Annotated in this window: 19 protein-coding genes; 7 read left to right on the top strand and 12 right to left on the bottom strand. The window is 58.7% G+C overall.

Annotated features, from left to right (window positions below):
- Window positions 1-58: 58 nt before the first annotated feature.
- Window positions 59-406: a hypothetical protein gene (locus tag ACP8J1_RS10795; protein ID WP_023020024.1), complete on the bottom strand. Its 348-nt coding sequence runs from the start codon at window positions 404-406 to the stop codon at window positions 59-61.
- Between the two features lie 244 nt (window positions 407-650).
- Here ACP8J1_RS10795 and ACP8J1_RS10790 point away from each other — a divergent pair, with 244 nt between their 5' ends.
- Genes ACP8J1_RS10790 through ACP8J1_RS10780 form a run of 3 tightly spaced genes read left to right on the top strand, consistent with a single transcriptional unit; the run spans window position 651 to window position 3,618 of the window.
- A complete protein-coding gene (locus ACP8J1_RS10790) occupies window positions 651-1,436 on the top strand; it encodes a phosphoadenylyl-sulfate reductase (protein ID WP_034656025.1) in 786 nt (261 codons plus the stop codon).
- Entirely contained in the window at window positions 1,436-2,335 is a 900-nt protein-coding gene (gene cysD, locus ACP8J1_RS10785; protein WP_023020022.1) for a sulfate adenylyltransferase subunit CysD, read from the top strand. The genes ACP8J1_RS10790 and cysD overlap by 1 nt, the downstream gene beginning before the upstream one ends.
- On the top strand, window positions 2,335-3,618 hold the full coding sequence (locus ACP8J1_RS10780; RefSeq protein ID WP_023020021.1) for a sulfate adenylyltransferase subunit 1: 1,284 nt from the start codon (window positions 2,335-2,337) through the stop codon (window positions 3,616-3,618). The genes cysD and ACP8J1_RS10780 overlap by 1 nt, the downstream gene beginning before the upstream one ends.
- On the opposite strand, the gene ACP8J1_RS10775 is transcribed toward ACP8J1_RS10780, so the two are convergent.
- The 5 genes from ACP8J1_RS10775 to ACP8J1_RS10755 form a co-directional block, all read right to left on the bottom strand.
- A complete protein-coding gene (locus ACP8J1_RS10775; RefSeq protein ID WP_023020020.1) occupies window positions 3,615-3,809 on the bottom strand; it encodes a hypothetical protein in 195 nt (64 codons plus the stop codon). The two genes, ACP8J1_RS10780 and ACP8J1_RS10775, sit on opposite strands and share 4 nt — an antisense overlap.
- 161 nt (window positions 3,810-3,970) lie before the next feature.
- Window positions 3,971-4,669, bottom strand: coding sequence for an LppP/LprE family lipoprotein (locus ACP8J1_RS10770; protein ID WP_023020019.1), 699 nt, complete (start codon window positions 4,667-4,669; stop codon window positions 3,971-3,973).
- A gap of 104 nt (window positions 4,670-4,773) precedes the next feature.
- Entirely contained in the window at window positions 4,774-5,445 is a 672-nt protein-coding gene (locus ACP8J1_RS10765) for an LppP/LprE family lipoprotein (protein WP_232212558.1), read from the bottom strand.
- Window positions 5,438-6,205, bottom strand: a complete 768-nt coding sequence (locus ACP8J1_RS10760) for a hypothetical protein (RefSeq protein WP_023020017.1) — start codon at window positions 6,203-6,205, stop codon at window positions 5,438-5,440. The genes ACP8J1_RS10765 and ACP8J1_RS10760 overlap by 8 nt, the downstream gene beginning before the upstream one ends.
- Window positions 6,206-6,280: 75 nt before the next feature.
- Entirely contained in the window at window positions 6,281-7,294 is a 1,014-nt protein-coding gene (locus tag ACP8J1_RS10755) for a hypothetical protein (RefSeq protein ID WP_023020016.1), read from the bottom strand.
- Window positions 7,295-7,675: 381 nt separating this feature from the next.
- On the opposite strand from ACP8J1_RS10755, the gene ACP8J1_RS10750 reads away from it, so the two are divergent.
- Window positions 7,676-8,659 carry a hypothetical protein gene (locus tag ACP8J1_RS10750; protein WP_023020015.1) on the top strand — a complete coding sequence of 328 codons (984 nt, stop codon included), beginning with the start codon at window positions 7,676-7,678 and terminating at the stop codon, window positions 8,657-8,659.
- A gap of 23 nt (window positions 8,660-8,682) precedes the next feature.
- Window positions 8,683-9,273, top strand: a complete 591-nt coding sequence (locus ACP8J1_RS10745) for a nucleosidase (RefSeq protein ID WP_023020014.1) — start codon at window positions 8,683-8,685, stop codon at window positions 9,271-9,273.
- A 46-nt stretch (window positions 9,274-9,319) separates the two neighbouring features.
- Here ACP8J1_RS10745 and ACP8J1_RS10740 read toward each other — a convergent pair whose 3' ends face one another.
- The 6 genes from ACP8J1_RS10740 to ACP8J1_RS10715 form a co-directional block, all read right to left on the bottom strand.
- Complete coding sequence (locus ACP8J1_RS10740) at window positions 9,320-10,693, bottom strand: AI-2E family transporter (RefSeq protein WP_023020013.1); 1,374 nt, start codon at window positions 10,691-10,693, stop codon at window positions 9,320-9,322.
- A 107-nt stretch (window positions 10,694-10,800) separates the two neighbouring features.
- Window positions 10,801-14,244: a bifunctional proline dehydrogenase/L-glutamate gamma-semialdehyde dehydrogenase gene (locus ACP8J1_RS10735; RefSeq protein WP_023020012.1), complete on the bottom strand. Its 3,444-nt coding sequence runs from the start codon at window positions 14,242-14,244 to the stop codon at window positions 10,801-10,803.
- A 598-nt stretch (window positions 14,245-14,842) separates the two neighbouring features.
- Complete coding sequence (locus tag ACP8J1_RS10730) at window positions 14,843-15,502, bottom strand: response regulator transcription factor (protein ID WP_232212557.1); 660 nt, start codon at window positions 15,500-15,502, stop codon at window positions 14,843-14,845.
- A gap of 11 nt (window positions 15,503-15,513) precedes the next feature.
- On the bottom strand, window positions 15,514-15,669 hold the full coding sequence (locus tag ACP8J1_RS10725; RefSeq protein WP_023020010.1) for a hypothetical protein: 156 nt from the start codon (window positions 15,667-15,669) through the stop codon (window positions 15,514-15,516).
- A gap of 90 nt (window positions 15,670-15,759) precedes the next feature.
- Complete coding sequence (locus ACP8J1_RS10720) at window positions 15,760-16,440, bottom strand: sensor histidine kinase (protein ID WP_232212556.1); 681 nt, start codon at window positions 16,438-16,440, stop codon at window positions 15,760-15,762.
- A 693-nt stretch (window positions 16,441-17,133) separates the two neighbouring features.
- Window positions 17,134-17,310 carry a hypothetical protein gene (locus ACP8J1_RS10715; protein WP_023020008.1) on the bottom strand — a complete coding sequence of 59 codons (177 nt, stop codon included), beginning with the start codon at window positions 17,308-17,310 and terminating at the stop codon, window positions 17,134-17,136.
- A gap of 451 nt (window positions 17,311-17,761) precedes the next feature.
- Here ACP8J1_RS10715 and dnaK point away from each other — a divergent pair, with 451 nt between their 5' ends.
- Window positions 17,762-19,612, top strand: coding sequence for a molecular chaperone DnaK (gene dnaK, locus ACP8J1_RS10710; RefSeq protein ID WP_023020007.1), 1,851 nt, complete (start codon window positions 17,762-17,764; stop codon window positions 19,610-19,612).
- On the top strand, window positions 19,612-20,319 hold the full coding sequence (gene grpE, locus ACP8J1_RS10705) for a nucleotide exchange factor GrpE (RefSeq protein WP_034655552.1): 708 nt from the start codon (window positions 19,612-19,614) through the stop codon (window positions 20,317-20,319). Before dnaK ends, grpE begins: the two co-directional genes overlap by 1 nt.
- Window positions 20,320-20,373 lie beyond the last annotated feature (54 nt).

Genomic DNA, 20,373 nt, shown 5'->3' with positions numbered 1-20,373 from the left:
CTGGGTAGCCGTGCAAGTTTATATCCAGGGTGAGCGGGGCGCTAGTCTGAGTCTTCCTTTAAATCCCCACATGCGCCAGCTGGGCGCGGGTGATGACACTGTTCCAATCCTCGAAGTCTTCGAGGGGAGTGCACAAACCTTCCCAAGTGGTGACGGCCACGCCGCGGGCCTTGAGCTCGAGAACGAGCAGATCGCGGTCGCCGGCGGCAGAAAGGCGGTGGATTTCGTTATGGGTGATATCGCCGTCGGGCCCTACGCGCACGTTGCCGATGAGACGGAGCCGGGGAGTGGTGCCGGGGCCGCAGTGGGATCCTGAGACGGCGTCGGCAAGCACGCCTGCGAGGCCGGCAAAGCGTCGAAGTAGACCGAATGGTGCGGTACGTTGAGTAATGAGGTCCACACACATGCCAGCGCTGATAAGCTTTTCGGGGTGGATAGGGTGGCCGGTCCTTCCCCGATGATGGCTATACGCTGCATGGAAGTGCCTCCTTGTGTGGGGCGTGGATAGCCCGCAATAGACTGTCTTGTCTGTAAATCTAGTCCGCTTGGTACGGATTGGAAACTTTTTATTCGCAGCTCCCGCCAAGCTCAGCGGCTTTTCGCGCATAATCTCCTGCACCGCCTTGGGGTTTTGCCTAATGTGTGACGGCATGAACCCAACAACGAACCTGCTGGACGGTGGCAAGAACTACCGTGACCCCAGCATCTCCCCGGAAGGCACGCGGGATACCGCGCCGCTGGACGCCGAGGTAGCCGCGCGCAACCAGCAATTGGTAGACCAGTGGGCGGATAAGCTGCACGATGCCTCTGCCGAAACCATCACCGAATGGGCCGCCGAGCACGCTCCCGGCCGCCTTGCGGTGACCATGTCCATGGAAAATACGGTCTTGGCCGAGCTCGCCCACCGCGCCGGGCTCGATGCGGATCTGCTGTTCATCGATACCGGCTGGCACTTCCCGGAAACCCTCCAGGTGGCCGATGAGGTAGAAAAGCGCTACCCGGACCTGCCCCTAGTGCGGGTGCTGCCGCTATTGAGCCCAGAAGAACAAGACGAGGTCTACGGCCCGCGCCTGTATGCCCGCGATACCGCGGCCTATAACCGCATGCGCAAGGTGGAACCGCTAAATATGGCGATGGACCCGTATGCCGGCTGGGTTACCGGCCTGCGCCGCGCCGACTCTGAGCACCGCGCTAGCGCCCCGGCGCTGAGCTTGGATCGCACCGGGCGGTTGAAGATCTCGCCCATCATCACCTGGGATCTAGACGATACGGACCGCTATATCGAGGACAACGACCTCATCATCCACCCACTGACCCTGCAGGGATACCGCTCCATCGGCTGCGCCCCGCTGACCTTCCCAGTTGGAGAAGGCGAAGATGCCCGATCCGGACGCGTATTTGCAGACGGCAAGACAGAATGCGGGTTACACGAATAATGAGCACACTTTCCCCACACCTCAAAGACCTTGAAAACGAGTCCATTCACATCCTGCGTGAGGTGGCCGGCCAATTCGACAAGGTAGGCATCCTCTTTTCGGGAGGCAAGGACTCCGTCGTTGTCTTCGAGCTGGTCCGCCGCGCCTTCGCTCCGGCCACGGTTCCGTTCGAGCTCCTCCACGTCGATACCGGGCATAACTTCCCCGAGGTTATTGATTTCCGCGACCGCCTCGTGGAAGAATCCGGTGCCCGCCTGCACGTCGCCCGCGTCCAGGATTGGATCGACCGCGGCGACCTCCAGGAGCGTCCCGATGGTACCCGCAACCCGCTGCAGTCCGTGCCGCTGGTAGAGACCATCGCCGAGCGCGAGTATGACGCCGTATGTGGTGGCGCCCGCCGCGATGAGGAGCGCGCCCGCGCCAAGGAGCGCATCTTCTCCATCCGCGATTCCTTTGGCGGCTGGGATCCTCGCCGCCAGCGCCCCGAGCTCTGGGATCTGTATAACGGCGGCAAAATGGCCGGCGAAAACGTTCGCGTATTCCCCATTTCCAACTGGACCGAGTCCGATATTTGGGAATACATCGGCGCCCGCGAACTGGAGCTGCCCTCCATTTACTATTCGCATGAGCGCGAGGTATTCAAGCGCAATGGTATGTGGCTAGCCCCTGGTGAATGGGGCGGCCCGGCCGAGGGGGAGGAGCTGGAAACCCGCACCGTGCGCTACCGCACCGTGGGCGATATGTCCTGCACCGGCGCCGTGGAATCTACCGCATCGACGCCGGATGAGGTGCTCGCGGAGATTTCCATTTCCACCCTTTCTGAGCGCGGCGCCACCCGCGCCGATGACAAACTCTCCGAGTCCGCCATGGAGGACCGCAAGAAGGAAGGCTACTTCTGATGACGACTACCCTCGCGCCGAATGTCGGCGCCCTCAAGCAGCGCGATACCCTGCGCCTGTGCACCGCCGGCTCCGTCGATGACGGCAAGTCCACCTTCGTCGGCCGCCTGCTCTATGACACCAAGTCCGTGCTCGCGGACCAGGTCGAGTCTATGGAGCGCACCTCCACTGACCGCGGTTTCGACGGCATGGACCTTTCCTTGCTTGTCGACGGCCTGCGGGCCGAGCGTGAGCAGGGAATTACCATCGACGTGGCTTATCGCTACTTCGCTACGGATAAGCGCACCTTTATCCTCGCCGATACCCCGGGGCACGTGCAGTACACCCGCAATACGGTCACCGGCATGTCTACCTCCCAGGTAGTGGTGCTTCTTATCGACGCCCGCCATGGCGTCGTCGAACAAACCCGCCGCCACCTCAACGTCGCCGCCCTCCTTGGTGTGCGCCACGTGGTCCTCGCGGTGAACAAGATTGACCTCGTGGACTATGACGAGCAGGTCTTTCGCGATATTGAGTCCGAGTTCAACCAGATCGCCGCGCGCTTAGACATCACCGATACCACCGTGGTGCCGATTTCCGCGCTCAAGGGCGATAACGTGGTTGAGCGTTCCTCTAATATGCCCTGGTATACCGGACCGACCGTCCTCGAGGTGCTCGAGACCGTCCCCGTGGCCACTGGCCGCGCCGATGAGCTGGATTTCCGTTTCCCCATCCAGTACGTCATCCGCGAGCACGCCTCCGATTACCGCGGCTACGCCGGCCGCGTGAAGGCAGGCTCCATCTCCGTGGGCGATGAGATTGGCCTTCCCGAAGGCCGCACCAGCACCGTCACCCAGATTGACACTGCCGACGGCCCCGCCGACTCCGCCGCCACCGGCGACTCCGTGACGCTCCTGCTTGCCGACGACATCGATCTCGCCCGCGGCGATCTCATCGCCGGGTCCCAACGCCCCGCAGCCACCCGCGAATTCGATGCCACAGTCGTTGGCCTGACCGAAAAGGACATCAAGCCCGGACAGATGCTCAAGCTGCGCTACGGATCCTCCCTGGTCAAAGCCCGCATCGCCGCCATCACTCGCACCCTGGACCTCGATGGCGTTTCCGATTTTGAGAACCCCGAGTCCGTCGCCATGAACGACATCGCCCACATCACCATCCAGACCCAAGCCGAGCTCCCCGTCGAGGACTACGCCGCCCGCGGCGCGGTGGGCAACTTCCTGCTCATCGACCAATCTTCCGGCAACACCCTCGCCGCCGGATTCGTGGGCCACCGCCTGCGTTAGTTGTTCTTCGTGCCGCTGCTGCTCTCACTTCTGTCACCGCGCATCATAATGATGCCCGTGACTCCGAGCAGTAGCGGCGTGGAGATACCGAACACCGTAGTCCCCACTACGACTAGGTTCACGATCAGCAGAAGAACCGCCGCCACCAGCGCGAAGACTCCAAATTTCTGTTGAAACGTCATCTCCTTCATTCCTACCTCTCCTTCCGCCACAAAACGGCCACGCTAACTACCGCCAGCTTTCCGCGAAAGCCCATAACGTGTCCACTCAATGGGCTCGCACACCCGTGGAGGCTTCGCATCAACATAACGCTGGCCGCTCTTGGACTTAAACAAGCACGCTTCGCCTCGGCCTAGTACGGTGGTACGTCCCCAGACATAATTACCTTTTGCGCGCCTTCATCCCAGCGGAAACCGGCTTGGCTCTTCCCTGATGCTGCAGCGTTGCTCTCACCATCTTTTGGCCAGCGGTAGGTAACTGCAATTTCGGAATCATTTACTCGGCTAATTCGCGGAGAAAAGCCATATGCCTTAGCTGTTGCCGTTCCCAGATACTCACCATTGTGGAAAAGCAGGATGTGATACGGCGAGGAAACAGTTGCCCCTTCAAGCGTTACAGTAATCCATGAAAGAGCTGCACATGGATCGTATTGAGAGGAAAAAGGACCCCACGGGGCATCAAGTCCCGGATAAGGCTCTACCTGCGGTATAGCCTTTTCATAGGCGGTCTCGGCAGTATCTGAGCCGCACTCAGAAGACCCGTCGTTGCCCTTACCTCGACGCGGCGTGCTCTCTTCCTGCTCCTCCTCTGGAGGAACTTCCGTGACGGTAGTGGTCTTTCGGGAGGGCTTTTCTTCGGTCTTTTCGTTAGCAGAAGAAGTAGCTCCATCCGCTTCTGAAGTGGCTTCCCTCGCGGCAGAGAAGGTTGGTGAATCCCCTGAATCTCCGGAACCGCTTCCACAAGCTGCTAAAGAAAGGCAGAGGACGCCGACGCTAGCTAATGTTGCGGCGGAGCGCGAATGACGTATGAAGCGGGGGCGGGTATTCAGCATGATCTGGCTTCCTTCCACGGAGCTAATCGTAGGGAGCTGTGTTACTCCCGAGAGTAGCAACAGCTCCCATCAAGAAACGCCGAAATGCCGTTGTGAGCTTCCTTCTATCCCGTGGGCGGGACATCTCCAGACATAATCACTTTTTGCGCACCTTCATCCCAGCGGAAGCCCGCTTGGGTAGTCCCCGAGCGGTTGGCACTTCCTTCGCCCTCACGCGGCCAGTGGTAGGTCACCGCGATTTCGGAATCACTCACCCGCTCAATGGTGGGGGCGAAGCCATAGGGCTTAGCCGTTGCTGTGCCCAAGTATTCGCCGTGGTTAAACAGCATGATATGGAAAGGTGAGGAACTGCTTCCTCCTTCAATCATCAGAGTCTCCCACGATAGGGAAGCGCAGGGGTCGTAGCCGGAGGAGTCGAAAAGCTCCCAGCCAATGGTGCCCCACAGGGGCACCTGCGATACGCCCTGAGAAAAGGCGGACTGTGCATCACCAGAACCGCAAGACGTGTCGGACTCTGGTGCGGCTTCCGGTTTGGAAGCGGGTTCTTCGTCGTCTAAGAGGACATTAGGTGGCACCGGGCGAGTGGAGTTTTCTTCCTTCGCAGCAGGGGGAGAGGATGTTTCTTCCTGCTGGGCATCTGTGTCTTCTTTTGTTGTTGACGTCGTCGCAGTGGCCATCGAGGGCTCCTGTGGCGTGGAGTCTGGAGATTCTGCAGTACAAGCGGTGAGGACAAGGCCTGCAAGCAAGCTGCATACCGTTAGCGGACGCTTAGGCATCGTCCGCTGCCTTAAGGCCCATGGTTTTGCGAATAGACCAAATGAACTCGCCCAGTACGAGTAGGAGCGGAGTCGCGATAAGGGTCTTAATTATCGAGGCAGCGAAGTCAGCGGTTCTCGCTTCGAGATTTGAAGAATCAAAAAGCAGGCTCATCGCGGTGGCGTCGCCAGCAGTGTTGGCTAAGGAAAGGCCGCGAATACCGGCTATCAGCCACATCAGCAGCAAGATTCCCCAAATTACGCACCACATGATGGACTGGCAGCGTTGGCGGGCGGGGGCGACCGGGAAGGCCATATTGCTGAAGTCGACGGTGAATTGCTTTTTGGAGCTACTGAAACCGGTGTTGTTGGAGGAAGCCTGCTGGCTAGCGGTGTGGGCAGGCCATCCCTGTTGTGGTTGCCGTGTATGTGCGGCGGTGTATCCGGGTGCAGGAGTGTAGGTGCCGGTTGCTTCTGGGGATGGTGCTTCGTGCTTGGCTGCAGGGCTAGTGGAATCAGTAGCACTTGCAGGAGGTAGAGCAGCGATATTGCGAATGCGCGCGATATCTACTTCTGGGCCGGTGGGGTTGGCGATTTCCTCGTCGTACTTCGTCCGGCGGTTTTTAACAGAGAAGATCTCTCGAGCGGTGGTGAGCTCGTCGTGAGCTGCCGCATTTTCTGGGCTTAGTTGTGCCAGCTTGGCGTCGATATCAGCTACCAGCTGAGAAGAGTCTGCGGTGGGGTCGAGGGAGAGAGAATCGTAGAGGTTGTAGTGAGCCACGAGGGAATCCTTTCAGGTGTAAATCGGAGGTGACAGATGTGGGAAGGAGAGTGATAGGGAAGGAATATTGGGGGACTAGCAAGGGTCGGAGAAGTCCCCATCATCGTTTAGGGAACGAGCGTTGCCGCCATATTGTGCTTTGAGGGAACAGACTTTGTCCACGCTGTAGCCAGCGTCGTAGTAGATGGCGTAGACGGATTTTCCGTCCACCGTATTGCGAAGGGAGCTGCAGGCCCCGCCATAAAGAATCTTGGAGCCGGGGTACTTATCTTGAATTCGAGAGGTCTCAGTATAAGGCTCTGGGCCGCTGATGAGCGCGGATTCGACAATGAGGATATAGCGACCATCGCACTTGCCGTTCCACTTACCGGCCCAAGCAAACTCGTCTGCTGCTGGTTCCTCGTCGTCTTCTTCAGCTTCTGTTGAAGTGTCGCCTTCATCGGTGCAGAGCGTGACCTTGTCAAGGAGGGGAAGCGGTGCTCCTGCGTCTTTAAGCTTGTCTTGGTCATAGCATCCGATATCGGAAGGCCATGCTCTTCCATCCGTATCGTATTTGTGCCAAGCATTGTCGGTCCAATAGTACAAGGAGAAGTTTGCAGTTCCGTCCTGACCGACAAAAAGCCATGAGTCATCGCAGTACTGCTTAATTGGTCTTGTCCACGAGCTGAGCTTCTCATCTGCGAAGTCATTGCATTTTTCGTATTTGGTGGGAGCATTCGCCGAAGCGGCGTTGTTAGCCTTGCCCTCTGTCTTCTTTTCCGCATCTTCATCGGAATCGGTCGAAGAAGACTTTTCAGAGGTTGCTGAATCTGAAGGTGAAGACGTTGTGGCCATTGTCGCGGCCCCTTGGTCGTCTCCGGAATCTTGTTTATTTAGCAAGGCCCATGCACCAGCGCCTACAAGCGCGAGTACGGCGAGAACCGCAACCACGATTATGGTTAGTCGCTTGCCTTTGCCGGTGGATTTTGCCTCTGGCTCCTGTGTAGGGGAGGCAGGGGAGGAGGGTGTACCCCAAGTTTGAGTGTTGCCCGAGGAACCAGGGTTTGAGGAGGAAGGTTCCGGTCGGCCCCAAGCATTGTTATCAGTCAAGGGCTGGACTCCTATGTGCGTTGGGTGAAATAGGAAAGTGAAAGAGAATGGAAAGCTAAGAATCAATCCGCGTCATACTATAGGCACAGGAGTTGCATAAATTCTTCTAAAAGGTGTCCTGAAGGGGTAAGTTTAGTCAGTTCGGATGGTAGTAAATGTAACCCGAATGGATTAAGCTAGACATAAATGGATGAATCTAAATGACCTATAAAAGTCACCGAGGCGAGTTTGGGATATGGAAAATGCCTACACAACCTTGCTAGGAAACATTCAGGCTATACACAGAACGGTTGGGTCCATCCTGCACGGTGGACAATGTCCGGCTTAAGCCCAAGCATGACCAAGAAATAAATCCCCGATGAGGGGGAGGAAGGAGCCCTCGTGGGGCTGGACCGCAATCTCAACGCCGCGGAATTGCACGCAACTCGCAACCGGGTGAGTGTGTCCCCGGATCTCATCCGTCGCTTGGGTGGTGCCCTAGGCTATGACGCTATCGAGGCCTTCGGCTCCGAAGCACAGTCGGAATTGAACCAGGTCTTTGATTTGGGAGACATCATCGATCTGATGCTGCTTAGCCAACTGCCGGATATGGAGGTCGCGCCGGGAGTGGAGCAGAAGGTGGAGGGGGACGTCGCCAAGCAGCTGCTGCGGCGCATCAGTGCTGGTGATTACTTGACGCGCCAACAGGTGCATGACCGCCTGCCACGGGCGACGGTGATGCTCTACCGCATGGGGCATCCGCGGCTGTGGGCTTTTGCCGCGCGCCAGCGCCTGCCCCAGGACGCGCACAAGGCAATTCCGGGGTCCTTTCACCGCGATATCACCGGGCCGTATACGACGCCGGAAGAGGCATGGCTGGGCATGTACGTGGCAGATGCTACGCGCCTGGGTGAGCTAAATACGCAGGTAGAAGATGCGGGGCTAGACGAGGACAGACAACAGCGCCTGCGGCTGGGTATGAGCCTGGCTGATACCTACCGGCAAGTTTGGAGCTCCGCGCGCGGCCATTGGCGCGTTAGCCCTCAGACGCGTTATATCGTGCCCTCGCGCTTTGGCTATTGCCCGTATGTCTTTCGGGTGGCCGAGGGCGGGTGGCGCCGCGATTCCTTTGACGGGAGCCACGATCGCTTTATGGCCACTGAAGGCTATTGGATTGACGTGGAGCGCGAGCGGCTCATTCACCTTGGCGCGCCTGATCCGCACGACGCCTGGCTACCCACGGCACAGGTGGCCGCCGAAGCCCCCACGGAGGCCGACCTGGCGGTCGCGCGCGTGCTCAGCGGGAAAATTATCGCACTCGGTGCTGGCCAGAAGAATATTACGATTCGCCTGCGCCAGAAGAACCGCACGTTGAACTTCGATTAGGGAGGGCAGGTATTCTCACAGGCATGGAGAATCTCAACGGACGTACCCTTTTCGTCGCCGCTGTCGATGCGGAGGCCGCGCACATTCCGGAGGGCGAGCCCCTGCTCATTACTGGAATCGGCACGGTTCCAGCGGCCATTGCCTTAACGGAGGCTCTTGCCGACGCCCGCGCTAATGGCGCCCTTCCCGAGCGCGTGGTCAATATCGGCACGGCCGGCGCGCTTGTCGACGGCATGGCTGGCGTCTTCGAAGTAGGCAAGGTCACCAAACACGACTTCAAGCTCGAGGTGCTTACCGATATCAACCGCTACCTGCTGCCAGAGGTCATCGAGCTGGAAACCTCCGGCCGCTTGCCGGTTCGCGGTTTGGCCACGGGCGATATGTTTGTCTCCGATACCGCCCTGCGCACTGAGCTGGCCAAAAAATCCCAGCTCTGCGACATGGAAGGCTATTCCATTGCCGCAGTATGCCAGCGCTTCGACGTGCCCTGCACCTTGCTCAAGCAGGTCTCCGATTCCGCGAATGAGGAGTCCAAGGGCACGTGGGCCAACGTCCTCGACCGAGGCGCGCGCCAGCTCGCCTCGGCCGCTACGGATCTAGGCTTTCTGCGCTAAATACTAAAGCGCGCCGGCGGAGGGCCGGCGCGCTTGCGGCTGAGTCTTAGCTCAGCGGGCTCATGGACTGGTAGAGCTGCTCTACCTTATCGCGTGGAGTCTCGTCGTGTTCGTAGGTGACGTCGCTGAAGTCTTCAGGATCATCCTTGGAGCCGGTGATGATGTCTATATCTGAAGGATCGACCTCCCCGGAGCGCAGTGCAGCCATTTCGGCGTGGTAGCGCACGACAACGGCAATGGTTGCGGCCACGGGGACGGCGAGGAATGCGCCTACAATGCCGGCCAGGGTGGAACCAACGGTCACAGAGAGTAGGACGACCGTGGCGTGCAGGCCCATGGCCTTGGACTGCAGCAATGGTTGGAGGACGTTGCCTTCTACTTGCTGAACGATGATGATAACTGCCAAAGCAAGAAGCGCGTTGGTTAGTCCATTGGATACCAGAGCGATAATAACTGCCAAAGCACCGGCGGTTACGGCACCGATGATGGGGATGAAGCTGGCGAAGAAAGTCACCACCGCGATGACGAGTGCTAGCGGAACTTGCAGAGCCCATAGGCCAAGGCCGATGAGAACTGCGTCCACCATGGCCACCGCGGCCTGCGCCTGGATAAAGCCGGACAGGGTCTTCCAGATGCGCGCGCCGAGCTCGGTAACGTGCCAGCCGGTGGAGTTGCCGGTGTATTTGCGCAGCCAAGGCAGGAACTTGTCGCCGTCTTTGATGATGAAGAAGGTGACAAAGAGCATAATCAGCGCGGCCACAACGATGGAGCTGGCCATGGAAAAGCCGGAGATAACGCCGGTGGCGATAGTGGAGGCTTGGCCCTTGGCAAACTTGACCACGTCTTGGAGCACGGATTGCAGCTGGTCACTTTGGATATCGATGGGGGATTTTTCCACCATCTCTGTCAGCTGGTTAATGCCATCTTCGGCTTGGTCAATGAGCGTCTGGCTCTGGCTGGTGACAACCGGGGCCATGGCGGCAAAGACGCCGCAGAAGATGATGATGAGGCCGAGCAAGGTGCTCACGGCCGCGAGTGAGCGCGGGAATCCCTTGCCGCGCAGCCAGGCGCTGACTGGGTAAAGCACCGTGGAGACAAGGATGGCGAGCAGGACAGGGAGCAGGCCTACCCAGATGAACTTGAGCAAATAGCCCGCCAGGGCCAGGCCGGCGACGATGAGGATAAAGACCACCGAGACCTTGGCCATGGTGCGGAAGTCCTTGGCCAGGATGGCAGATTTATCATCGCGCTCGGCGGGGTGCTCGCTGGCGGCTTCTGCACCGAGATGCGCATCATCATAAGCGACGAGGGTATGCGAATCTTCCTCGCCTGGCTTCTGGATTTGCGTTGCGGTGCCTTGTTCCTGCGCAGACGGGCGCTGGGCCTCGTCGCGGGAAGATGAATTATGTGACGTAGACATTGCTTACCACTATGCCACATAAAACGTGCAGCGCATATACGAAAAAGGAGGTAGCGGCCCACGGGCGGGACGCTACCTCCAGGGAATGCCTTAAATGCGGCGGGAGATTACTCCTCGCGCAGGTTGCCTACGTTGCGGATGATGCCGAAGCGGTGCATGGTTACAGAGACTGCCTGCTCAAGGAGGTAAGGAATGAGCTCACGGCGGCCGTCGGCAAGCACGGGCTGGTCCAGCACCACGGAGTTGGAGCGCACTGCGGCCTCGTAGATGGAATCCGGCACGGTGCCCAAGGCGCGCACGCGGGAGGAGGGGTCATTGGCCACGTCGGTGGCAAAAGCCTCGTCGGTAATGGCCTTGACATCGAAACCGAGGTCCTGCAGCTGGGTGGCAACCTCCGGGGTGGCGGAGATTTCCGTTGCGGTACCGGTGATGGCGGCGGCCAGCACCTGGCGAGCAACCTCGCGCAGCGCATAGCCCTCGCCCACACGCACGCGCAGTTTGGTCAGTAGCTGACGGTAGCGGAAGATATTGGCCTCAGAGACCAAACCGGTGCGGTCGTGGTTGCGGCCGAACTCCTCCTGCCAAGCCAACTGGTCCAGCTCAGCGGCGCGCCACAGCCAAGTGATGTCGTCCTCGGTGAGCTTGCCGGAGAGGTTATCGCGCAGGCGGTGCAGCGCGGCGAGGCTAGCTGGAGCGATATCCACGTTGCGCGGCTTGAGCTCGCCATCGGCCCACTCACCCATTTGTGCCACGTAGTTCGGGCCGCCGGCCTTAGCACCCGGGCCCATGACGGACTTCTTCCAACCGCCGAAGGACTGGCGCTGCACAATCGCACCGGTAATGCCGCGGTTGACGTAGGCGTTGCCCACCTCAACGTTGTCGATCCAGTACTCAATCTCGGCGTCGTCAAGCGAGTGGATGCCACCGGTCAAGCCGTAGCCGGTGTCGTTTTGCCAGGCAATAGCCTCTTCCAAAGTATCGGCATACATGATGCCGAGGATGGGGCCGAAGCACTCGTTCTTGTGGTACCAGGAGCCCGGCTGCACATTATCGCGAATGCCTGGGGACCACAGGGTGCCTTCCTGGTTGAGCTTTTCCGGCTTGAGTAGCCACTTCTCACCCGGTTCGAGCTGGGTGAGGCCGCGCAGGAGCTTCTCGCTCGGTTCCTCGGCCAAGCCGTTCATGGTCGTGGTGATATCAAAGCCCGGGCCCGGCTTCAGGGTCTTAACGGCATCCAATAGCTGGGTGCGCAGACGCTCGGACTTGCCGGCCGCGCCGACGAAGATAACCAGGGAGGCCGCCGAGCACTTCTGTCCGGAGTGGCCGAAAGCGGAGTTATAGAGGTCATCGATGGCCAAGTCGGGGTCTGCCGCTGGGGTGATGATGAGCGCGTTCTTGCCGGAAGTCTCTGCCATGATGTTCATCTTGGGCTTCCAGGAACGGAAGAGCGCACCGGTATCGGACGCACCGGTGAGGATGACATTGTCTACATCATCGTGGGAGAGCAGCGCCTTGCCGGCCTCGGCTTCATCAGTAAGCACCAGCTGCACCAGATCCGGGTCGAGGCCCTGCGCCTCGAGGGCGGTGCGGAAGGCTTCCACCACGAGCTTGCCACAGTGAACCACCTGCGGGGCTGGCTTGACGATGACCGCCGAGCCGGCCGCCAAGGATGCCGCAATGCCGCCGGTGGGAATGGCGATGGGGAAGTTCCATGGCGGAGTTACCACGGTGACGGTGTGCGGGGTGAACTGGGAGTAAGACTCCTCCAGCAGGCGCGCGGACTGGCCGTAGTAGGTGCAGAAATCAATCGCCTCAGAGACCTCAGGGTCGGTCTGAGTAACGGTCTTATTAGCCTCATATGCGGCCACGGAGATGAACTTGCCGCGCTGGGAAGCAATCTCGTCCGCGACTGCCTCGAGGGCCGCGGCGCGCTCGGCGGCAGGACGCTTACCCCACTCGGTGCCGAGCTCCTTGGCACGGGCGATGTGGCTTTCTACCGCGGCTGGGTCGGTGACCTCCGCGATGCCGTGCTCACCTGGGTTGCGCTTGAGCGCTTCCTGCGCCCACTGGCGGTTCGGGGCGAGAGCCGGGTCAGTATCAGCCTCGTTGGTAAAGCGGCCGGTGCGCGGTGCCTGGCGGCCATCCTCCTCGAGGCGGTTCTGGGTGCGGCGGGCGCCAGCGAAGGTGTCCCAGCGCTTGGCGACGGCCCGACGGAACGTCTCTTCCTGGTCCGCAAGCGGCTCCTCGCCTGGGGCGAAGAGAGCGTAGAGGAAGTTCTGCGGCGCAGAGTTCTCCTCTAGTCGGCGCACCAGGTAGGACACGGCGACGTCGAAGTCGTCTGCATGAACCACCGGGGTATAGAGGATCTGGCGGCCGTCAAAGACCTTGCGCACCGCTGCCTGCTGCGCTGGGGACATACCCTGCAGCATCTCCGAATCCATCATGTGTAGTACGCCGCGCTTCTTGCCCAGCTCATAGGCCATAGCTGCGGTGTAGAGGTTGTGGGTTGCTACACCGATGCGGACGCTATCGGCGTACTCTTCGCGCAGGATGAAATCCAGTAGGCGGTAGTAGTTGGCGTCTACGTCGAGCTTGTTGGTGTAGGTAGCCAGCGGCCAATCGTGGACCTCGCCCTGCACGGTTTCCATGGATAGGTTCGCGCCCTTTACAATGCGCACCTTGACCTTGCCGCCGCCCTTGGCCACGCGCTCCTTGGCAAAGTCAGCGACATCCTTGAGCGCATCGAAGGTATCTGGCAGGTAAGCCTGCAGCACGATGCCGGCATCTAGGGTGAGGAACTCCGGCTCGCTGAGCAGCTCCTTGAACAGGCGGATGGTCAGGTGGAGATCGTGGTACTCCTCCATGTCCATGTTGATAAAGACCTTGTCGGTGCGGTCGGCCGCAGCCTGATACAGCGGGCGCAGGCGCTCCTTGAGGCGCTCTACCGAGCCATCGATATCCCAGTGATTGAGCTGGGCCACCATGGAGGAAGCCTTGACCGAAACGTAGGTTACGCGTGGGTTCTGGATGAGCTTGAGGGTGCGCTGCGCGCGGGACTTAGCCTCTTCCTCACCGAGCACGGCCTCACCCAGCAGGTTGAGGTTGAGCTGTTCGCCGGATTCGGCGGCCTTGTCCAGAATCTTGTTGAGTGCATCAGACTCGGCGTCCAGAACGAGGTGGCCAACCATCTTGCGCATGTACAGGCGGGCCACCGGCATGACCAGGTTGGGCAGGATTGGGCCGAAGAAGCCACCGGCACCAACGAGCGCACCATTGATGCTGCCCAGGAACGACGGGTCATAGTGGGAGGAAATATCCTTCAGCGCGTGTGCGGCAACCTTGTCATCTTCTGGGCGCATGACGCGGTCGACGAAGTCCATGGTGAACTTCACTCCGTCCTCATCGCGCAGTAGGTCCGCGAGCTGTTCGGTGGCCTTATCTTCTTCGTCCGCAGTGGACTTCAACCAGTCGTGGGCGCGGCTAATCGCTGCGGGCAGGACTGCTTCCACATCATCAGAGATGGGCAAGCGGGTGTTAGCAGAAGAAGTCATATGGGTTCTACCTCTATTTCAAACGGGTCACATCCTAGACACCACCCTTCACACGGGAGTGAAGGTAGATGTATCTGCGCCGGTCTGGAATTGCTGGGCGATACGGCGTCTGGATGGTGAGCGGTGAGCTATGTGGTGCTGCAGGGTGCAGCTGGGTGAGGAGCGAACACGCGGGTGCGCGCGGCGCAATGTGAGGGTCGCAGAGATTCGTGGTGAAATGCGATGTTCAGCGGGCCTTTATGCGGGCCGAATGCGGACGGGAGGCCTATCGCTGCTGCGACGAACGCGCGCCAGGTTGGTGTTCAACACTCACCTGCTTTCTATGACGTGACTATAGGGGCAGAGGAAGAAACGTGAGCGGTATAGCGCTCTGACGTGCGGCAACCCTGCAGGTTCAGGTTCCTATTGTTGCCTAGGAAATACTATGAAGTTTGGTGTTGCCGTAATTATAGGGAAGCGACAAACGTGATGCTAGTCTCCTTTGGGAAATGACGGACGGGGGTAGAAAAACAAAAAATAAACCCCAGCATGTGGGGTTTAGAGGGGGTATTGACACATCCGGGGGTATTCCACCCCCGGATTGTCCAACAATCGGGGTCTAAGAACCGTAGCCAGCCTTGAGCGCCTTCACCGCCAGTTCGAGGCGGGACTTGGCGTGGAATTCACTGAGCAGGGTAGATACATATTTCTTCACCGTGCCCGGTGCGTAGTGTGTGCTCTTGGCAATTTCTTCATTGGACTTGCCTTGGCAGACCAGGTCCAGAACCTGCTCTAAAGCAGGCGAGATATGGTGGTTGTCCTTAATTCTTGCGGTTGCGGCGGCCACATCAGCATCGCTTCCCTCAGTGTTCCAATCGGGAAGTTGCTCAAATAAGCGGGTGAGGGATTGCGGGGTGACAACCGTGCCGCCGCGTACAGCCTCGCGCACGGTATCCAAGATGTAGACCGGCTTGGAGCTTTTCAAAATATAGGCTGCAGCCTTATTGGACATGACCTCTTTGAGGGTCTCATCATTGTCCATCGCGGTCATCGCGACAAAGACCGGCGGGGCTTCCATCTTGTTGACCTCGCGCAAGAGGGTAGTGCCATCCATCTCGGGCATATGGATGTCCGCGACAATGACGTCAAAGTCTTGCTCTTGCAATATATCGAGGGCGACCTTGCCATTTTCTGCGGTGGCGCGCACCTCCATGTCCTCAGCCGAGGCAAAATAGCGCCCCAAGGCCTCAAGGACAAGTGGGTCGTCATCGACGACCAAGAGGGATGTTTTTACCTCCCGCACCATGGTGCAGGGCAGCCGAAAGCGATATCAACAGGAGATTCGTATTTCGTAGTTTGCGGCAGCTCGCCGGGTGTAAGGCCAGCGCCGAAGATGGAAGAAGACAACATCAGTGGGGCGAGAAAGCTAGCGAGTGCGGCCTGCATGAGGGCGCTCCTTTTTAAAGATTTGTATTTGCCAGAAACAAGCGACAGCTTAGTGCAAGAATTAAACGCTTGCTATACAACGTGGTGGAACTAACGCCGCTTATGGAGACTGGGTGGCAGAGAAAGAGTCAACTCCCATCTTTCCGATTCCAAGTTTGTCTCTAAGCGTGCGTCGATCGTAGCAGCGATCCGAGTCATCGAGGACATTCCAATACCGGAGGACATATCGGTGGTCTTGCTCGTGGGTTTTGCAATGGGATTTGTAATGGTTACGACAGTCCAACCCACATGCGGGCGGACAGAAATCGTAATTTCTGCGCCCGGAGGTGAATACTTCACGGCGTTAAGGCATGCTTCCGTAGTGATAGCCGCGATGGGGTCGAGGATCTCCTGTGGGAATTCCGGCGCAAACTCCTCACCGCGTACTTCTACTACGGGCGCCCGGTTGAGGCGCTGAAGGCGCTCTTCTTCCTCTGAGATGAGTTGAGCAAAACTCGTGGGTTTTGTCGTGGTGCCAAAACTCATGCCATCGTTTACCCCATCAATGTTGTTGCGCAGGACCTTTGTTAGTGCGCGAACCTCGGACATTGATGAGCGCATGGAATCACTGAGTGCATCGAGCTTTCGGACTAGCTCCGGCTGTTTGGAGTATTCAAGGCTGAGAGCCTCCAACTGCATCGTATTTACGGTCAGATTAGAAACTACCGAGTTGTGCAAGGTTTCAGCGAGATCAGATTGACGACGCTTCACGTCATCGTTCCACTCCATCATTGCGGATCTGTAGCGATCAGCTGAGTGCGCGAATATTGCTCCAATAACGCCGCCGACTCCAATAAGCATTCCCCACGTAAGGGCTGGTGCAGGGTGCAAGCTTAAAGTGAGCTCCACAGGATCGACTAGTCCACAAAGCCACAGAACCAAACCTATTGCGATCGTGCGTATGTGCTTTCCGTGATACGCCACTACTGCAAGAAACACAGGAGCGAGAAATATTGAGCTAACAAGAGGGGTTCTGGCGAGAAGCGTGGCGATCGCCCAAGTGATGACGAACGCGGCGCTCATGCTCAACGGCCAGCGGTAAGCAGACGTAGCAATGGCTGTAAGGGCCAGTCCCAAGACTGCTGCGGACAATTGATATTCAGTGGAGGTAAGGAATGCGCCAAGTAGTGTCAGTGCTACACAAATCACCGCGGTTAGGGCGGCTGTTCGCTGCAGGGTCATGGCCGCGCGGATGCGTTGGTGAAGGGGCGGCTGTGAAGGTTTCGACACGGTGCTGTCCACGCTTCCTGGATGCTAAGGCTCAATGGGGTTTATCTCCCTAGTGTAGGTACAGCGAACGTGAAACAGCGATTGAAAACAGCGAAACCCCCGCACCTTCGTGCACGGTTCCTTGTGGTGGGTTCCGTGCGGAGGTAGAAGGTGAGGGGGTTTAGCTGGTCTTCATGAAGGAGTGCAGAGTGCTAATTACTTAGCTTCTGCAGCAGCCTCTGCGTCATCCTTGGAGGACAGGCCCTCGAATACGGAGGCCAGGCCCTCGGAGTCGGTGTTGGACTCGGAGGAAGCCTCGACGAGGCCCTTGATGCCCTTGACGAGTGCCTCGAAGTCGATGGCGGAGCTGAGGTCTACTAGGGAATCGAACATATACATTCCTTTCGGATAGGCGGAGTAAAACTACAATCTCTCTCTGGGGTAGCAGCTCTTAACTGCTGTGATTCCTAGTATGCGGCAGTGGGGGCGCGCCGCCAATCCTCTTTTGGATCTTTTCTGAGGTAACTTTTGGATCCTCTTAGAGATGTTTAAGGATCTCCGTTTGGGTATGAGGCTGTGTGGGGGAGGGGGTTAATGGGCAGGGGTGGGAAAGTGGGCGTCGGAAAGAGCGGCGGTGAGCTGGTAAAAGTGGGACATTTGAGAAAAAGTTGAGTCTTGGGGAATAACTTTTGTAGGCTGCCCGTTGTAGAGATTGAGTGACACAGGCTCAAGGTTGTGTGACTGGGTGTGAAAGTTCTGTTACAGTAGCGCTCGGACACAACGAGAAGTTGAGTCACTGACAGTCAACTTTATTAATTACCCCAAGATAAAAGGAGAAGAAATCATGGGACGCGCAGTAGGTATTGACCTTGGTACGACGAACTCCGTCGTTTCCGTACTGGAAGGTGGCGAGTCCACCGTTATCGCTAACTCCGAGGGCTCTCGCACCACGCCTTCCGTCGTTGCCTTTGCAAAGAACGGCGAAATTCTGGTGGGCCAGTCCGCCAAGAACCAGGCGGTAACCAACGTTGATCGCACCATTCGTTCCGTCAAGCGCCACATCGGCTCTGACTGGAAGATCAACATTGACGATAAGGACTACACCTCCCAGGAGATCTCCGCCCGCACACTGATGAAGCTGAAGCGCGACGCGGAGGCTTACCTTGGCGAGGATGTTACTGACGCCGTTATCACCGTTCCTGCATACTTCGAGGACGCACAGCGCCAGGCCACCAAGGAAGCTGGCCAGATTGCAGGCCTGAACGTGCTCCGTATTGTCAACGAGCCAACCGCAGCCGCTTTGGCTTATGGCCTGGAAAAGGGCGAGCAGGAGCAGACCATCCTGGTATTTGACCTGGGTGGCGGCACCTTCGACGTCTCCTTGCTGGAAATCGGCGATGGCGTGGTTGAGGTTATGGCAACTGCCGGCGATAACGAGCTGGGTGGCGATGACTGGGATCAGCGCATCGTTGACTGGCTGGTAGACCGCTTCAAGACCTCCCAGGGCGTTGACCTGACCAAGGATAAGCGCGCCGTGCAGCGTCTGCGCGAGGCTGCAGAGAAGGCAAAGATTGAGCTGTCCTCCTCCCAGCAGGCCAATATCAACCTGCCGTACATCACGGTTGACTCCGATAAGAACCCACTGTTCTTGGACGAGACCCTGACCCGCACCGAGTTCCAGAAGATCACCCAGGATCTGCTGGATCGCACCAAGGCTCCGTTCAACCAGGTCATCAAGGATGCTGACCTTTCCGTCGGCGATATTGACCACGTTGTTCTCGTTGGTGGCTCCACCCGTATGCCGGCCGTATCGGACCTGGTCAAGGAACTCACCGGTAAGGATGCCAACAAGGGCGTTAACCCGGACGAGGTTGTTGCCGTAGGCGCTGCCCTGCAGGCAGGCGTTCTGCGCGGCGAGGTCAAGGACGTGCTGCTTCTTGACGTCACCCCGTTGTCCCTCGGCATTGAGACCAAGGGTGGAGTGATGACCAAGCTCATCGAGCGCAACACCACCATTCCGACCAAGAAGTCCGAGACCTTTACCACCGCAGAAGACAACCAGCCTTCCGTGCAGATTCAGGTCTTCCAGGGTGAGCGCGAGATGGCTACTGCCAATAAGCTCCTCGGCTCCTTCGAGCTCGGCGGCATTGCTCCGGCACCGCGCGGTGTTCCGCAGATTGAGGTCACCTTCGATATCGATGCCAACGGCATCGTCCACGTGACTGCAAAGGACAAGGGCACCGGCAAGGAAAACACCATCAAGATTCAGGATGGTTCCGGCCTGTCCCAGGAAGAAATCGACCGCATGGTCAAGGATGCTGAGCAGCACGCCGAAGAGGACAAGAAGCGCCGCGAGGAGCAGGAGCTGCGCAATAACGCAGAGTCCACCTCCTACCAGACCCGCAAGTTCTTGGACGACAATGCTGACAAGGTATCCGAGGATGTTAAGACCAAGGTTACCGAGGCTGCTGACGCCGTTGATGAGGCTCTGAAGGGCGATGACCTCGAGGCCATCAAGTCCGCAGTGGAGAAGCTGTCCACCGAATCCCAGGAGATGGGCAAGCAGATCTACGAAGCACAGGCTGCTGAGGCTGGTGCTGAGGGCGCGGCTGATGCTGGCGCTGCTCAGGGTGACCCGAACGTCGTCGACGCTGAGGTAGTTGACGAGGATGAGAATAAGGATGGCAATAAGTAATGACTCAGGACAGCGGAATGCCGCATAACCCAGGCGACCCGGAAAACACGGATCCGGAGGCTACCTCGGCTGACCGCGCTGAGGCTGCTGCCGAGCAGGCTGAGGAGGCCCAGGCCGCGCAGGAAGCGCAGGCTGATGCCACCGAAGAAGCCGAGCTGGATCCCACTCTCGATGCTGACCTTGAAGAAGCGCTGGCAGACGTCAACGCTGATGAGGTAGAGGCCGAGGCCGCGGGTGAAGAGCCCGCTGGCAACGGCGTCAGCGATGTGGAAGCACAGTTGGCAGAACGCACGGAAGACCTACAGCGTCTGAATGCGGAATACACCAACTACCGCCGCCGCACCGAGCGCGACCGCCAAGCCGTAATCGAGACCGCCAAGGCCAAGGTCATCGCAGATTTTCTGCCTGTCCTTGATGACCTGGAACTGGCCGATGAACACGGTGACTTGGAAGGCCCGCTCAAGGCTTTTGCGGATAAGCTCCACAGCACGCTGGAAAAGCACGAGCTTGCCGCCTTTGGCGAAGAAGGCGACGCCTTCGACCCGGAGGTTCACGAGGCCGTGCAGGACTTGTCTTCAGGCGATGAGCAGGTGCTGGGCACCGTGTTGCGCAAGGGCTACCGTGTGGGCGACAGGCTCGTCCGCAATGCCCTGGTCATCATCGCGGACCCCAGCGATGAGTCCAGCGGCTCGGAAGATTCCGAGTAAATAACATAAAGGGCGCCCTGGGAACTGACGATTGACCTTCCCGCGGCGCCCTTT

This window comes from Corynebacterium sp. LaCa_205, from assembly GCF_057458085.1.
The sequence above is the reverse complement of the archived record's forward strand: the minus strand, read 5'-3'. Positions and strand labels throughout refer to the sequence as shown.

Coding starts and splice junctions, on each gene's coding strand:
- ACP8J1_RS10790 (WP_034656025.1), top strand. CDS start 651: ATGAACCCAACAACGAACCTGCTGGACGGTGGCAAGAACTACCGTGAC.
- grpE (WP_034655552.1), top strand. CDS start 19,612: ATGACTCAGGACAGCGGAATGCCGCATAACCCAGGCGACCCGGAAAAC.
- ACP8J1_RS10775 (WP_023020020.1), bottom strand. CDS start 3,809: ATGAAGGAGATGACGTTTCAACAGAAATTTGGAGTCTTCGCGCTGGTG.
- ACP8J1_RS10745 (WP_023020014.1), top strand. CDS start 8,683: ATGGAGAATCTCAACGGACGTACCCTTTTCGTCGCCGCTGTCGATGCG.
- ACP8J1_RS10740 (WP_023020013.1), bottom strand. CDS start 10,693: ATGTCTACGTCACATAATTCATCTTCCCGCGACGAGGCCCAGCGCCCG.
- dnaK (WP_023020007.1), top strand. CDS start 17,762: ATGGGACGCGCAGTAGGTATTGACCTTGGTACGACGAACTCCGTCGTT.
- ACP8J1_RS10725 (WP_023020010.1), bottom strand. CDS start 15,669: ATGCAGGCCGCACTCGCTAGCTTTCTCGCCCCACTGATGTTGTCTTCT.
- ACP8J1_RS10770 (WP_023020019.1), bottom strand. CDS start 4,669: ATGCTGAATACCCGCCCCCGCTTCATACGTCATTCGCGCTCCGCCGCA.
- ACP8J1_RS10735 (WP_023020012.1), bottom strand. CDS start 14,244: ATGACTTCTTCTGCTAACACCCGCTTGCCCATCTCTGATGATGTGGAA.
- ACP8J1_RS10715 (WP_023020008.1), bottom strand. CDS start 17,310: ATGTTCGATTCCCTAGTAGACCTCAGCTCCGCCATCGACTTCGAGGCA.
- ACP8J1_RS10795 (WP_023020024.1), bottom strand. CDS start 406: ATGTGTGTGGACCTCATTACTCAACGTACCGCACCATTCGGTCTACTT.
- ACP8J1_RS10780 (WP_023020021.1), top strand. CDS start 2,335: ATGACGACTACCCTCGCGCCGAATGTCGGCGCCCTCAAGCAGCGCGAT.
- cysD (WP_023020022.1), top strand. CDS start 1,436: ATGAGCACACTTTCCCCACACCTCAAAGACCTTGAAAACGAGTCCATT.
- ACP8J1_RS10720 (WP_232212556.1), bottom strand. CDS start 16,440: ATGATGGAGTGGAACGATGACGTGAAGCGTCGTCAATCTGATCTCGCT.
- ACP8J1_RS10765 (WP_232212558.1), bottom strand. CDS start 5,445: ATGCCTAAGCGTCCGCTAACGGTATGCAGCTTGCTTGCAGGCCTTGTC.